The sequence below is a fragment of the Microbacterium proteolyticum genome, from assembly GCF_029639405.1.
Classification (GTDB): domain Bacteria; phylum Actinomycetota; class Actinomycetes; order Actinomycetales; family Microbacteriaceae; genus Microbacterium.
Genome location: NZ_CP121274.1, coordinates 3,395,338 through 3,407,538, shown reverse-complemented (window position 1 = coordinate 3,407,538; position 12,201 = coordinate 3,395,338). Strand labels below are relative to the sequence as shown.

13 protein-coding genes and 1 tRNA gene are annotated in these 12,201 nt (G+C 71.1%); 11 read left to right on the top strand and 3 right to left on the bottom strand.

Going from position 1 to position 12,201, the window contains the following annotated elements:
• The first annotated feature begins 30 nt into the window (after positions 1–30).
• The 8 genes from P8R59_RS17130 (at position 31) to P8R59_RS17095 (ending at position 6,997) form a co-directional block, all read left to right on the top strand.
• The gene (locus P8R59_RS17130) at positions 31–738 is read left to right on the top strand and encodes an O-methyltransferase (RefSeq protein ID WP_278102042.1); all 708 of its coding nucleotides are present in this window, start codon (positions 31–33) and stop codon (positions 736–738) included.
• Between the two features lie 61 nt (positions 739–799).
• A complete protein-coding gene (gene eno / locus P8R59_RS17125; RefSeq protein ID WP_278102041.1) occupies positions 800–2,080 on the top strand; it encodes a phosphopyruvate hydratase in 1,281 nt (426 codons plus the stop codon).
• A gap of 172 nt (positions 2,081–2,252) precedes the next feature.
• On the top strand, positions 2,253–2,861 hold the full coding sequence (locus tag P8R59_RS17120) for an FtsB family cell division protein (protein ID WP_278102040.1): 609 nt from the start codon (positions 2,253–2,255) through the stop codon (positions 2,859–2,861).
• 51 nt (positions 2,862–2,912) lie between these two features.
• On the top strand, positions 2,913–3,431 hold the full coding sequence (locus tag P8R59_RS17115) for a DUF501 domain-containing protein (RefSeq protein WP_278102039.1): 519 nt from the start codon (positions 2,913–2,915) through the stop codon (positions 3,429–3,431).
• On the top strand, positions 3,428–4,738 hold the full coding sequence (locus P8R59_RS17110; RefSeq protein WP_278102038.1) for a S8 family serine peptidase: 1,311 nt from the start codon (positions 3,428–3,430) through the stop codon (positions 4,736–4,738). Before P8R59_RS17115 ends, P8R59_RS17110 begins: the two co-directional genes overlap by 4 nt.
• Positions 4,739–4,746: 8 nt before the next feature.
• Complete coding sequence (locus tag P8R59_RS17105; protein WP_278103849.1) at positions 4,747–6,132, top strand: NAD(P)/FAD-dependent oxidoreductase; 1,386 nt, start codon at positions 4,747–4,749, stop codon at positions 6,130–6,132.
• An 89-nt stretch (positions 6,133–6,221) separates the two neighbouring features.
• Positions 6,222–6,295 (top strand) — tRNA-Leu (locus P8R59_RS17100).
• Positions 6,296–6,427: 132 nt separating this feature from the next.
• Positions 6,428–6,997: a LemA family protein gene (locus tag P8R59_RS17095; protein WP_077051852.1), complete on the top strand. Its 570-nt coding sequence runs from the start codon at positions 6,428–6,430 to the stop codon at positions 6,995–6,997.
• Between the two features lie 22 nt (positions 6,998–7,019).
• On the opposite strand, the gene P8R59_RS17090 is transcribed toward P8R59_RS17095, so the two are convergent.
• Positions 7,020–8,279, bottom strand: a complete 1,260-nt coding sequence (locus P8R59_RS17090; protein ID WP_278102037.1) for a winged helix-turn-helix domain-containing protein — start codon at positions 8,277–8,279, stop codon at positions 7,020–7,022.
• A 71-nt stretch (positions 8,280–8,350) separates the two neighbouring features.
• Here P8R59_RS17090 and P8R59_RS17085 point away from each other — a divergent pair, with 71 nt between their 5' ends.
• Both P8R59_RS17085 and ilvA read left to right on the top strand, forming a co-directional pair.
• The gene (locus P8R59_RS17085; RefSeq protein ID WP_278102036.1) at positions 8,351–9,541 is read left to right on the top strand and encodes an AI-2E family transporter; all 1,191 of its coding nucleotides are present in this window, start codon (positions 8,351–8,353) and stop codon (positions 9,539–9,541) included.
• Positions 9,538–10,767: a threonine ammonia-lyase gene (gene ilvA, locus P8R59_RS17080; RefSeq protein ID WP_077051849.1), complete on the top strand. Its 1,230-nt coding sequence runs from the start codon at positions 9,538–9,540 to the stop codon at positions 10,765–10,767. Before P8R59_RS17085 ends, ilvA begins: the two co-directional genes overlap by 4 nt.
• A gap of 80 nt (positions 10,768–10,847) precedes the next feature.
• Here the strand turns inward: ilvA and greA are convergent, their stop codons facing one another.
• Positions 10,848–11,339, bottom strand: a complete 492-nt coding sequence (greA, locus tag P8R59_RS17075; RefSeq protein WP_077051848.1) for a transcription elongation factor GreA — start codon at positions 11,337–11,339, stop codon at positions 10,848–10,850.
• Positions 11,340–11,450: 111 nt separating this feature from the next.
• Entirely contained in the window at positions 11,451–11,846 is a 396-nt protein-coding gene (locus P8R59_RS17070) for a DUF4307 domain-containing protein (protein ID WP_278102035.1), read from the bottom strand.
• A 63-nt stretch (positions 11,847–11,909) separates the two neighbouring features.
• Here P8R59_RS17070 and P8R59_RS17065 point away from each other — a divergent pair, with 63 nt between their 5' ends.
• Complete coding sequence (locus tag P8R59_RS17065) at positions 11,910–12,185, top strand: hypothetical protein (protein ID WP_077051846.1); 276 nt, start codon at positions 11,910–11,912, stop codon at positions 12,183–12,185.
• The last annotated feature ends 16 nt before the right edge of the window (positions 12,186–12,201 follow it).

The following is a 12,201-nucleotide window of genomic DNA, read 5'->3' as shown; positions in this document are numbered from 1 at the left end:
CCGCGGGCCGCGCCTCGTCAGGCTGGGGGAGTGCCCACACACGACGACGTCGACGCGTTCCTCACCGACACCCTGGTCGGGCGCGATCCCTCGCTGGATGCCGCACTCGCCGCGCAGCAGGAGGCGGGACTCCCCGCGATCGAGGTGTCCCCGGTCAGCGCGAAGCTCCTGCACCTGCTCGTACGGATCAGCGGGGCGCGGCGCGTCCTGGAGATCGGCACGCTCGGCGGGTACTCGACGATCTGGCTCGCCCGCGCCCTGCCCGAGGGCGGTCGGGTCGTGACGATCGAGGCGGAGGAGCGGAACGCCCGCCTCGCCCACGACAACCTGTCGCGTGCCGGGGTGGCCGACCGGGTCGAGATCCGGGTCGGCCGGGGGCTCGACGTGCTCCCGACCCTCGTCGGCGAGGAGCCGTTCGACCTTGTCTTCATCGACGCCGATAAGGAATCGAACCCCGGCTACCTCGACTGGGCGGCGCGCCTCGGGCGCCCCGGGACCGTGGTCGTGCTCGACAACGTCGTCCGCGCCGGCGCCGTCGCCGACCCGCCCCCCGGCGACACGAAGGTCGCGGGCGCGAGGGCGGGCGTCGTGATGCTGGGGGAGGACCCCCGTTTCGACGCGACCGCGCTGCAGACGCTCGACCGCAAGGGGTGGGACGGGCTCGCTCTGGCCCTCCTGACCGACGCCGTGGCATCCGGGCCCGATCCTCGCCCCACACGCTCCGACCGCGATCACTAGACTCGACCACGGACCGACGACGCTCCGCTCTCTTCCACCCAGAACCAACGAGGAGTCCTTCGTGGCACTTATCGAGGCTGTCAACGCGCGCGAGATCCTGGATTCGCGCGGTAACCCGACCGTCGAGGTGGAGGTGCTCCTCGACGACGGCATCGTCCAGCGCGCGGCCGTCCCCTCCGGCGCGTCCACCGGCGCGTTCGAGGCCTACGAGCTTCGCGACGGCGACAAGAGCCGCTACGGCGGCAAGGGCGTTCTGAAGGCCGTCGCCGCGGTCGTCGACGAGCTCGGCCCCGCGATCGAGGGCGTCGAGGCCAGCGAGCAGCGCATCATCGATGAGATCCTCATCGAGACCGACGGCACCGAGAACAAGTCGCGCACCGGCGCGAACGCGATCCTCGGCGTCTCGCTCGCCGTCGCCAAGGCCGCGGCCGACAGCGCCGACCTGCCCCTGTTCCGCTACCTCGGCGGCCCGAACGCGCACCTGCTGCCCGTGCCGCTGTTCAACGTCATCAACGGTGGCGAGCACGCCGACAACGGCATCGACTTCCAGGAGTTCTTCCTCGCGCCCATCGGCGCCGAGACCTACGGCGAGTCGCTCCGGTGGGGCACCGAGGTCTACCACGTCCTCAAGGGCGAGCTGAAGTCCGCGGGCTACAACACCGGTCTCGGCGACGAGGGCGGCTTCGCCCCCGACCTGCCCAGCAACCGCGAGGGCCTCGACTTCCTCATCCGCGCGATCGAGAAGGCCGGCTTCACCCCCGGCCAGGACATCGCCGTCGGCCTCGACGTCGCCGCCACCGAGTTCTACAAGGACGGCGTCTACACCGTCGAGGGCAAGGAGTGGAGCGTCGACACCCTGGTCGACTACTTCGCCGACCTCGTCGCGAACTTCCCGATCGTCACCATCGAGGACGCCCTCGCCGAGGACGACTGGGACGGCTGGAAGAAGCTCACCGACGCCATCGGCTCGAAGGTCCAGCTCGTCGGCGACGACCTGTTCGTCACCAACCCCAAGCGCCTGAAGCAGGGCATCGACCTCGGTGTCGCCAACTCGCTCCTGGTGAAGGTCAACCAGATCGGCACGCTGTCGGAGACCCTGGATGCCATCGCCCTCGCGACCCGTTCGGGCTACACCTCGATGCTGTCGCACCGTTCGGGTGAGACCGAGGACACCACGATCGCCGACCTCGCCGTCGCGGTGAACGCCGGCCAGATCAAGACCGGTGCGCCCGCGCGCAGCGAGCGCGTCGCCAAGTACAACCAGCTGCTGCGCATCGAGGAGGACCTCGGCGACGCCGCCGTCTTCGCCGGCCGCTCGGCGTTCCCCCGCTTCAAGGGCTGAACGCACCCGCGCCGGAAGGGGGGAGCCGATCGGCTCCCCCCTTCGTCGTTCGCGGGGCCCGGCCGAGGGGATCCCGTGAGCCCGGCGCGTCATCCGGGCGTCGGTGTCCCGCGACGTAGAGTCGGATACCGGCCGTCGCGGGCAGCGCCGCGGGTGCGAGGAAGGAGACGTCGTGGATCGACCGACGCTCCCGTCCCCCCGCGGACGGAACGAGGCGCCGGCACCTGCCGCGTCGAAGCGCCGGCGTACGCGTGCCGCGCGGGAGTCGACCCCGCGTCCCGCCGCTCCGACGCGGACCCGTCCGGCCGCGCGCCGCGTCGACGTCCGAGAGTGGCTCGGCGGCCTGCGCATCTCGGGGTTCGTCGTCATCATGCTGGGCCTCGTGGTGCTCGGCACCTTCGTGCTCGTCCCGACGGTGGGCACGTACATGGACCAGCGCCAGCAGATCCAGGCCCTGCGCAGCGCCGTCGCGCTCAGCGAGAGCGAGGTCGCCGACCTGCAGTCGCAGCGCGAGCGATGGTCGGATCCCGCGTACATCACCACTCAGGCGCGCGAGCGGCTGTACTACACGATGCCCGGCGAGGTCGTGTACCTGATCGACGACGACCTGCCCGCATCGGCGGCACCGCAGGAGCAGCAGGACGTCGTGCAGGAGGTCGGCCAGACCCGGACCGACTGGATGTCGCAGCTCGTGCGGTCGGTGACCTCGGCCGGCGCCGCGCAGGTCGCGGTTCCGAGCATCGGCGTGCCCGACCCCGCCGCGTCGACACCGGCTCCCTGAGCCAGGACCGCCCGATCGGTGCCGCGGACACCGCCGGGTACCCTGGATGCGATGAGCACCCCGCCCCTGCCCCCCGCATCCGACGCCGACCTCGACGTCCTGCAGTCGCAGCTCGGTCGTGTCCCGCGCGGAGTCGTCGGCATCGCGGCGCGGTGCGTCTGCGGCAACCCGACCGTCGTCGCCACGTCTCCGCGGCTCGACGACGGCAGCCCCTTCCCGACGTTCTACTACCTCACGCACCCCGCGGCCACGGCGGCGATGTCGGTGCTCGAGGCGGGTCACGTGATGAAGGAGTTCTCCGACGAGCTCGCCGCCGACGACGATCTGAGCGCCGCCTACGCGGCGGCGCACGAGGCGTACCTGCGCGACCGCGCGGTGTACGGCGAGCCCGAGGAGATCGCGGGGATCTCGGCCGGGGGGATGCCCACGCGTGTGAAGTGCCTCCATGCCCTGGCGGGGCACGCCCTGGCGGCGGGCCCCGGCGTGAACCCCATCGGCGACCTGGCCCTGTCCCGCGGCACCTGGTCGCCGGAGCGCTGCGAGTGCGAGACTCCCGGGGCGGGCGGATGAGACGCGTCGTCGCGGCTGTGGCATCCGTCGTCGTGGGCGTCGTGGTGCTGACGGGTGCGGCGACGACCCCGACTCCGCAGGATTCCGTCGACCCCGTCCGCGCGTCGCAGTACTGGCTCGATCAGTACGGCATCACGGAGGCGTGGAAGACCACCCGCGGCGCGGGGCAGAAGATCGCGATCATCGACACCGGTATCGCACGCGGCCCGGTCGAATTCTCCGGTGCCGTCGTCGGCGGCACCGACGTCTCGGGAGTCGGCGCCGCCGACGGGCGCACCCCGGTCGGCGCGGTCGATTCCAACCACGGCAGCTGGGTGGCGTCTCTCGCCGCCTCGCGGGGCACGGGCGACGGCAAGGGCATGATCGGCGTCGCCCCGGATGCCGAGCTGCTCTCGATCTCGGTCGGCTTCGGTTCCGTCACCTCCAAGTCGTTCACCGAGCAGATCGTCGACGCGATGCACTGGGCCGTCGACCAGGGTGCGACGGTCATCAACATGTCGCTGACCACGAACACCCTGGACTGGGACCAGAGCTGGGACGAGGCGTTCCAGTACGCGTTCGATCACGACGTGGTCGTGGTCGTGGCCGCCGGCAACCGGGGGAGCGGCACGTCGCGCGTCGGTGCCCCGGCGACCATCCCCGGGGTCCTCGCCGTCGGCGGCGTCGACCCGTCGGGCACGGCCAGCAACGACGCCTCCACCCAGGGCATCACCATCGGTCTCTCCGCGCCGAGCGAGCGTCTGCTCGGCGTGTCCGCCGACGGCTCGCTGGTGCAGTGGAACGGGACGAGCGGCGCTGCGCCCATCGTCTCCGGCATTGCGGCGCTGGTCCGCGCCGCGCATCCGGACCTGGATGCCGACAACGTGCTGAATCGGCTGATCCGCACCGCCAAGTCCACCCCCGGCGCGGGGTCGGGTCAGGACCCGCTCTACGGATACGGACTCGTCGACGCCGCGGCCGCCGTGTCGTCGGTCTCGGTGCCGTCGGTGTCGTCGAATCCACTCGGTGACCTGGCCGAGTGGGTGCGGCTCTACCGTCGAGCGAACGCCCCCGCGCCCACCGGTGCAGCGACGTCCGCACCGGTGGAGATCCCGGCCCTTCCGCCGGTGGAGTCCGCGCCGCGCGCGTCGTCGCCGCTGCTGCCGACCCGCGACAGCCTGCTGTACGGGACCCTGCCGCTCGCGGGCGCGACCCTCGCCGCTATAATGATCACGCTCGGCGTCAGTGCTGCTGCCCGGCGTATCCGTAAGGCGCGCATTTCTCGCGAGCCGAGCCGCACCACAAACCAGGAGTCTCTTCCATCGTGACCAGCACCGTGCCCAAGATCCTCATCGTCGGCGGAGGCTACGCGGGTTTCTACACTGCGTGGAAGCTCGAGAAGCTCCTCGGCCGCAACGAGGCCGAGGTCACTCTCGTCGACCCGCTGCCGTACATGACGTACCAGCCCTTCCTCCCCGAGGTCGCGGCCGGCGAGATCGAGGCCCGCCACGTCGTCGTCGGCCTCCGTCGCCACCTGAAGCGCACGACCGTCATCGCGGGCAAGGTCACCGGCATCTCGCACGCCACGAAGACCGCCACGATCACGCCGATCGCGGGCGACGACACCTGGACGCAGGAGTACGACCAGATCGTCGTGACCGCCGGCGCCGTCTCGCGCACGTTCCCGATCCCGGGCATCGCCGAGAACGCGATCGGTCTGAAGACGATCGAAGAGGCCGTCGCGATCCGCGACCGTCTGACCTCGAACTTCGACAAGGCGTCGGTGCTTCCCGCCGGTCCCGAGCGCGACCGTCTGCTGACCGTCGTGGTCGTTGGCGGTGGCTTCGCCGGCATCGAGGTCTTCGCCGAGCTGCGCGCGTACGCGTCGTCGCTGCTCAAGCAGTACCCGACGCTGACCTTCGACGACACGCACTTCCACCTCATCGAGGCGATGGGCCGCATCATGCCCGAGGTGTCGCAGAAGACGAGCGAGTGGGTGCTGGCCGACCTGGCGAAGAAGGGTGCGTTCGTGCACCTCGACACGCAGGTCAAGGGCGCCGTCGACGGCGTCGTCGAGCTCTCCACCGGTGAGCAGCTGCCCACCGACCTCATCATCTGGACCGCCGGTGTCATGGCCAACCCGACCGTCGTGCGCGGCAGCGACCTGCCGGTCGAGGAGCGCGGTCGCATCCGCACCCGTCCCGACCTGCGCGTGGGCACCGACGAGGAGTTCGTCGAGGGTGCCTGGGCCGCCGGCGACGTGTCGGCCGTCCCCGACCTCTCGGGTGGCGGCGTGGGCGGCTTCTGCGTCCCGAACGCGCAGCACGCGGTGCGTCAGGGCAAGCTCATGGCGAAGAACATCGTCGCGGTCCTCCGCGGCGAGGAGCCCAAGCAGTACTTCCACAAGAACCTCGGCGCGGTCGCCGGACTCGGTCTGTACAACGGTGCGTTCCAGTCCGGGAAGATCGCGCTCACGGGTCTCCTCGCCTGGTTCGCCCACCGTGGCTACCACGGCCTGGCCATGCCGACCTGGGAGCGCAAGTTCCGCGTCGTCGGCGACTGGGTGCAGAACTTCTTCCACGGCCGCGAGACGGTGTCGCTGGAGGCCGTGCAGAACCCGCGTGCCACGTTCGAGGAGTTCGCCGCCCGCCCGCGTCCGGCGCAGTCCGCGGCCGAGCCGGCCCCGGCTGACAAGAAGCCCGAGGCCGTCGCCGCCAAGTGATCGCGTTCGAGACCCCCGCACGTCGCGTGCGGGGGTCTCGTCGTTTCCGGATGCCGTCACCCTCCGCGCTACGGTGGAGCGTGGCATCCGCCCCCGTAGCCCAATGGCAGAGGCAGGCGACTTAAAATCGCTCCAGGTGTGGGTTCGAGTCCCACCGGGGGTACGTGTCGGGGCGCCGCGCGCGCATCGCTCATCGCGTTGCATGCGTATCGACTGGGAGTCGTTCCCAGGCCCCTGGTGCGCGCCGCCCCCGCCGTTAGGATTGTGCGGCAGTCGTCGAACGGAGAACCGGAACATGTGGGAGTGGCTCGTCCCCGTCATCGTGATCGTCGCAATCCTGGCGATCGCGGGGATCTATCTGTGGGCGACGTACAACGCCCTGGTCTCCCTCAACGTCCGGGTCGACGAGGCGTGGAGCGACATCACCGTCCAGCTCAAGCGTCGCGCCGATCTCCTTCCCAACCTCATCGAGACGGTGAAGGGGTACGCGGCTCACGAGAAGGCCGTGTTCGAGAACGTGACGCGGGCCCGCGCCGAGACGATCTCGGCGCAGAGCCCCGCGGAGGCGGGCGTCGCCGAAGGCCACATGCAGCAGGCGCTGCGGTCGCTGTTCGCCGTCGCAGAGGCGTACCCGCAGCTCCAGGCGAGCCAGAACTTCCTGCAGCTGCAGCAGTCGATCGTCGACACCGAGGACAAGATCCAGGCGTCGCGCCGGTTCTACAACGGTGGCGTGCGCGAACTCAACACCAAGATCAAGGTGTTCCCCAACAACCTCTTCGCCCGCCAGCTGGGCTTCCAGGCGCGGGAATTCTTCGAGGTCGTCGACGGCGCCGCGATCTCCGAGCCACCGCGCGTCCAGTTCTGACGGCATCGACTCCGCCGCCCCCTCAGCCCGTCACGGGTGAGGGGGCGGCGTCGTTCCGAGGGTGCTCGTGCCGTTCGGCGCGCAGGGCTCCCGCGAGGGCGTCGGCGGCGTCGCCCCACCGGGACACCGTCACGCGCTCGAGCCCCTGCCATTCCGCGGCGGTCCGCAGTTCCGCTGCAAGCCGCTCGGCGGCATCCGCGGGTGCGCCGTGCTCCCACCACGCCGACTGCACCCGCAACGCGGAGGCACCCCGGTCGGCCTTGAGATCGACGCGTCCGACCACGTCGTCGCCGACGACCACGGGCAGCGAGTAGTAGCCGAAGCGCCGCTTCTCGGCCGGGGTGTAGATCTCGATGCGGTAGTCGAAGTCGAACAGCCGCTCGGCGCGGTCGCGGAACCACACGACGGGGTCGAACGGGGTCAGGACGGCCGTCGCATCGACGCGGCGGGGGCGGGCGGCATCCCGGTGCAGCCAGGCCTGGGCGGGCCGACCAGCGACTCGCCACCCCTCGACGACGACGGGCTCGAGCTCGCCGGTATCGACGAGGTCGCGCACGGCGCCGAGAACGGCGGGGCGGTCGCGGATGCGCCAGTAATCGGCGAGGTCGGCGGCGGTGGCGACGCCGTACGCGACGGCGGCGCGTCGGACGAGCTCGTGGATGGCCTCGGCCCGGGGGACGGGGGAGTGGAGGGCCTCGGGCGGCAGCACGTCGGAGGCCAGCGCGTATCGGCGCTCGAACCCGCGACGGCCCGCGATCGCGACGTCGCCCATGAGCCACAACCGCTCCAGGCCGTTCTTGACGTCGTCCCATCCCCACCACGATCCGCGCGACCCCGCGCGCGCATCGTGCTCGATGTCGGCGGGGCGGAGCGGTCCCCGCGCCGCGAGCTCGTCGCGCAGCCAGCCCAGCAGTGCGGCGTTGGCCTGCGCCCAGTCGTCGGTGCCGTACTTCTCGCGGGCCGCGTCGCGGCGGAACTGCAGCAGCGGCCAGTCGGCGACCTCGACGAGGGATGCCACGTGCGCCCAGGACTCCACCCACCGCGGGCGGCGCGAGAACGCCAGGCGATCGAGCAGGGCGGTGTCGTAGGCCCCGAGGCGGGCGAACAGCGGCATGTAGTGGCTGCGGGAGAAGACGTTGACGGAGTCGATCTGCAGGATCCGCATGCGCCGGAGCGTCGAGGTGATCTGGCGTGTACCGACCACCGCGGGACGCGGGCGTCCGAGGCCCTGGGCGGCGAGCGCGATGCGGCGTGCCTCGGCGCGGCGAAGGGTCGTCGTCATACATCCCAGCGTAGGCATGGCTGCCGACATTCCCGGCGTTCCCGGGGCGGGGGCGGCGGTAGGCTGACGGGATGACCGGAACCGATCCCGAGGACCGCGGATCGTTCTTCGACGCCCTGCGTCGGCGCACCGTCTCGAGCGACCTTTCGCCGGCGGTCCCCTCGGCGCTCCGCCAGGCCACCGCCTACTCGTGGCGACTGCTGGTCATCGCGGCCGCCATCGGCGTGGTGGTGTGGCTGGTCATCCAGCTGAAGCTCCTGGTCATCCCGTTGCTGGTCGCGATCCTCATCACCGCGCTCGTGTGGCCCGCGTTCTCGTTCCTCCTGCGGCACCGGTGGCCGCGCTGGCTCGCCATCGTCGTCACGGTGCTCGGGACGATCGCCGTGATCTCGGGGCTGCTGTGGCTCGCGGTCTGGCAGATCACGCGGGAATTCGGCTCGGTGCGCGACCGCACGGTGGAAGCGATCGGCCAGTTCCGCCAGTACCTCATCGACGGCCCCCTGCACCTGTCGGCGCAGCAGATCGACGACGGGCTCCGCCAGGCGGGGACGTTCCTGCAGCAGCAGGCCGAGGTGCTGTGGACGGGTGCGCTGGCGATCGGGACGACGATCGGCCACGTCGGCACGGGGCTGCTGCTGACGCTGTTCATCCTGCTCTGCCTGCTCGCCGACGGCGGCGGCATCTGGCGCTGGACGACGCGGCTGTTCCCGCGCGTCGCGCGCCCCGCCGTCGACGGCGCCGGCCGCGCCGGGTGGCGCACCGTCATCACCTACGCCCGCACGCAGCTGCTCGTGGCCACGATCGACGCGATCGGCATCGGCCTGGGCGCGTTCCTGCTCGGTGTGCCGCTCGCGATCCCGATCGGCGTCCTGGTGTTCCTGGGCGCGTTCATCCCGTTCGTCGGCGCCGTGGTGACCGGGGCCCTCGCGGTCTTCATCGCGCTGGTCTACAACGGGCCGCTGATCGCGCTGTTCATGCTCATCGTCGTGCTGGGCGTCCAGCAGATCGAGAGCCACGTGCTGCAGCCGATCCTCATGGGATCCGCCGTGAAGGTGCACCCGCTGGCGGTGGTCCTCGTCGTCGCCGGCGGGGCGATGATCGGCGGCATCCCCGGTGCGCTGTTCGCGGTGCCGCTCGCCGCGTTCGTCAACGTCGTCTCGGTGTACCTCAGCAGCCATGCGTGGCGGGACGGCGGTTCCGCCGTCGACTCCGCCGACCTCATCTGGCAGACCGTGCCCCGCGAACGCGGAAGGAGATCATGAACGACACGCCCACCCTGGCCGAGTTCGAGGATGCCGCGCAGACCCTGCGCGGCATCATCACGCGGACCCCGCTCGACGAGTCGCTGCACCTGACCGAGCTGCTCGGCGTCCCCGTGCACCTCAAGCTCGAGAATCTGCAGAGGACCGGGTCGTTCAAGATCCGCGGAGCGACGTACCGCCTGTCACGCCTCACCGCCGAGGAACGGGCGCGCGGCGTCGTCGCGGCATCCGCGGGCAACCACGCGCAGGGCGTCGCCCTCGCGGCGCAGCAGCTCGGCATCACGGCCACGATCTTCATGCCGCTCGGCGTGCCGGTGCCCAAGCTCCTCGCGACCCGCGGGTACGGCGCCGAGGTGATCCTGGAGGGGGCGACCGTCGAGACACCTCTCCGCCTCGCGGCCGAGTTCGCCGAACGCACGGGCGCGGTGCTGATCCATCCGTTCGATCACCGCGACATCGTCGTGGGTCAGGGGACGCTCGGCCTGGAGCTCGTCGAAGACCTGCCGGATCTGGACACCGTCATCGTCGGGATCGGCGGCGGCGGTCTCGCCGCCGGCGTGGCCGCCGCGGTCAAGGCGCGGGCGGCCGCCGAGGGGCGCCGCGTGCGGATCATCGGCGTCCAGGCGGAGAACTCCGCCGCGTATCCCACCTCCCTCGCGGCGGGGTACCCGATCCAGGTGCCGACGACCCCGACGATCGCCGACGGAATCGCCGTCGCGCGTCCGGGTGATCTGCCGTTCGAGCTCATCCGGCAGTTCGTCGACGAGGTCGTCACCGTCACCGAGGACGACATCGCGCGGGCGCTGCTCGTCCTGCTCGAGCGCGCCAAGCAGGTCGTCGAACCCGCGGGCGCAGTCGGGGTGGCCGCGATCCTCGCCGGGAAGATCCAGGCGACGGGGACCACCGTGACGATCCTCTCCGGCGGGAACATCGATCCGCTGCTCCTCCAGAGGGTCGTGGCCCACGGGCTGTCGGCATCCGGTCGCTACATGTCGCTGCGCATCCCGCTCCCGGACCGCCCCGGGCAGCTCGCCCGCGTGTCGGAGCTGCTCGCCCAGGTCGGCGCCAACGTCATCGAGGTGCTGCACACGCGGCACGGACAGGGCCTGCAGATCAGCGAGGTCATCCTGCAGCTGAGCGTGGAGACACGGGGCGCGGAGCACCGGGCGCTCGTCATCCGCACGCTGGAGGAAGCCGGCTTCTTCGCGACCGTCGTCCCGGACTGACGCCCCCGCCCCGGCGACACCGGGCGAGACGCGAAGAGCCGCTCACCCCGAACGGGGGAGCGGCTCTTCGCACGTAGCGGTCACTGACCCGAGTAGGTCTCGACCTTCACGATCTCGACCGAGATCTGCTTGCCGTTGGGCGTGGTGTACGAGCCGCTGTCGCCCTCCTTGAGGCCGAGGATCGCGGCGCCCAGCGGCGACGCCTCGCTGTACACGTCGAGTTCGGAGTCGGCGGCGATCTCACGGTTGCCGAGGAGGAACTTCTCCTCGCCCCCGGCGATGATCGCGGTGACGACCGTGCCGGACTCGACGACGCCCGTGCTCTCGGGCGCCTCGCCGACCTTGGCGTTCTTCAGCAGCGCCTGGAGGGTGCGGATGCGGGCCTCCTGCTTGCCCTGCTCGTCCTTGGCCGCGTGGTAGCCGCCGTTCTCCTTCAGGTCGCCCTCTTCCCGGGCGATCTCGATGCGCTTGGCGATCTCTTCGCGGCCCGTGGTCGAGAGGTGCTCGAGCTCGTTGGCGAGACGGTCGTAGGCATCCTGGGTGAGGAACGTCACCTGAGCGTCAGTGGACACGGTGGTCTCCTTCGTCGATCGGGCCGGAGTCGGGCAGGGAGAAACCGCCGACCGCCGGGGGATATGTCGAACGCCCCGGCTTCGGGCCGGGGCGCGTCTTGGTGATCGAGACTACGGCACCCAGCAGGAGTTGACAAAACCCGTCGTCGCCAGCGCCAGGGTCGGGATCTCCTCCGAGAAGGCTCGGGTGTGATCCTCGGATGCCGGGTACTCCACGACCCGCCACCCGACGGTTCCGTGCTCTTCGTCCTGCGCCTCGATCGCGCAGGCGACCGGCTGCCCCACGGGTGCGGTGATCTGGAACGAGATGGTGACGCGCTCGGCATCCGTCACCGCGAATCCGGTGTCGGTGGAGGTCACGGACGCCAGGTTGTTCGCCACGGTCGTCCATCCGAGCGCGACGGTGAGAGCCACCGCGACCACGCCCACGACGCTCCACAGCACGATCCGCCGACGCGGCGACCGGGTGCGGCCGTAGCGGTCGTCGAGCTGGGCTTGCGTCGTCATGGTCTCCCCGGGCTTTAGGCTGGACTTCCAGGCTACGCGCTCCCGCCCGGACCGAAGGACTCCATGCTCACCGCGCTCGCGGCCCTCGCGGCCACGCCCACCCCCGCCACGACCCCCGACGAGTCGATCGTGACCCCGGGACCGCTCGGCTTCGCGGCGGTCGCCTTCATCGGCGTCGCGGTCTTCCTCCTCGTGTGGGACATGCTGCGCCGCATCCGGCGCGGGCGCTATCGCGAAGAGGTCAACGCGGAACTGGATGCCGAGGAGCAGGCCCGCGCGGCCGAAGCCGCCAGCGAGACCGACGACGAAGACATCGACCGCGACGCTCCCCGCAGCTGATCCGCGCCGCGGGGGA

What these genes read in the sequence shown, in the direction of transcription:
- P8R59_RS17090 (WP_278102037.1), bottom strand. Translation starts at nt 8,279, where the DNA reads ATGACGACGACCCTTCGCCGCGCCGAGGCACGCCGCATCGCGCTCGCC.
- P8R59_RS17070 (WP_278102035.1), bottom strand. Translation starts at nt 11,846, where the DNA reads ATGACGACGCAAGCCCAGCTCGACGACCGCTACGGCCGCACCCGGTCG.
- ilvA (WP_077051849.1), top strand. Translation starts at nt 9,538, where the DNA reads ATGAACGACACGCCCACCCTGGCCGAGTTCGAGGATGCCGCGCAGACC.
- P8R59_RS17065 (WP_077051846.1), top strand. Translation starts at nt 11,910, where the DNA reads ATGCTCACCGCGCTCGCGGCCCTCGCGGCCACGCCCACCCCCGCCACG.
- P8R59_RS17095 (WP_077051852.1), top strand. Translation starts at nt 6,428, where the DNA reads ATGTGGGAGTGGCTCGTCCCCGTCATCGTGATCGTCGCAATCCTGGCG.
- P8R59_RS17110 (WP_278102038.1), top strand. Translation starts at nt 3,428, where the DNA reads ATGAGACGCGTCGTCGCGGCTGTGGCATCCGTCGTCGTGGGCGTCGTG.
- P8R59_RS17115 (WP_278102039.1), top strand. Translation starts at nt 2,913, where the DNA reads ATGAGCACCCCGCCCCTGCCCCCCGCATCCGACGCCGACCTCGACGTC.
- P8R59_RS17085 (WP_278102036.1), top strand. Translation starts at nt 8,351, where the DNA reads ATGACCGGAACCGATCCCGAGGACCGCGGATCGTTCTTCGACGCCCTG.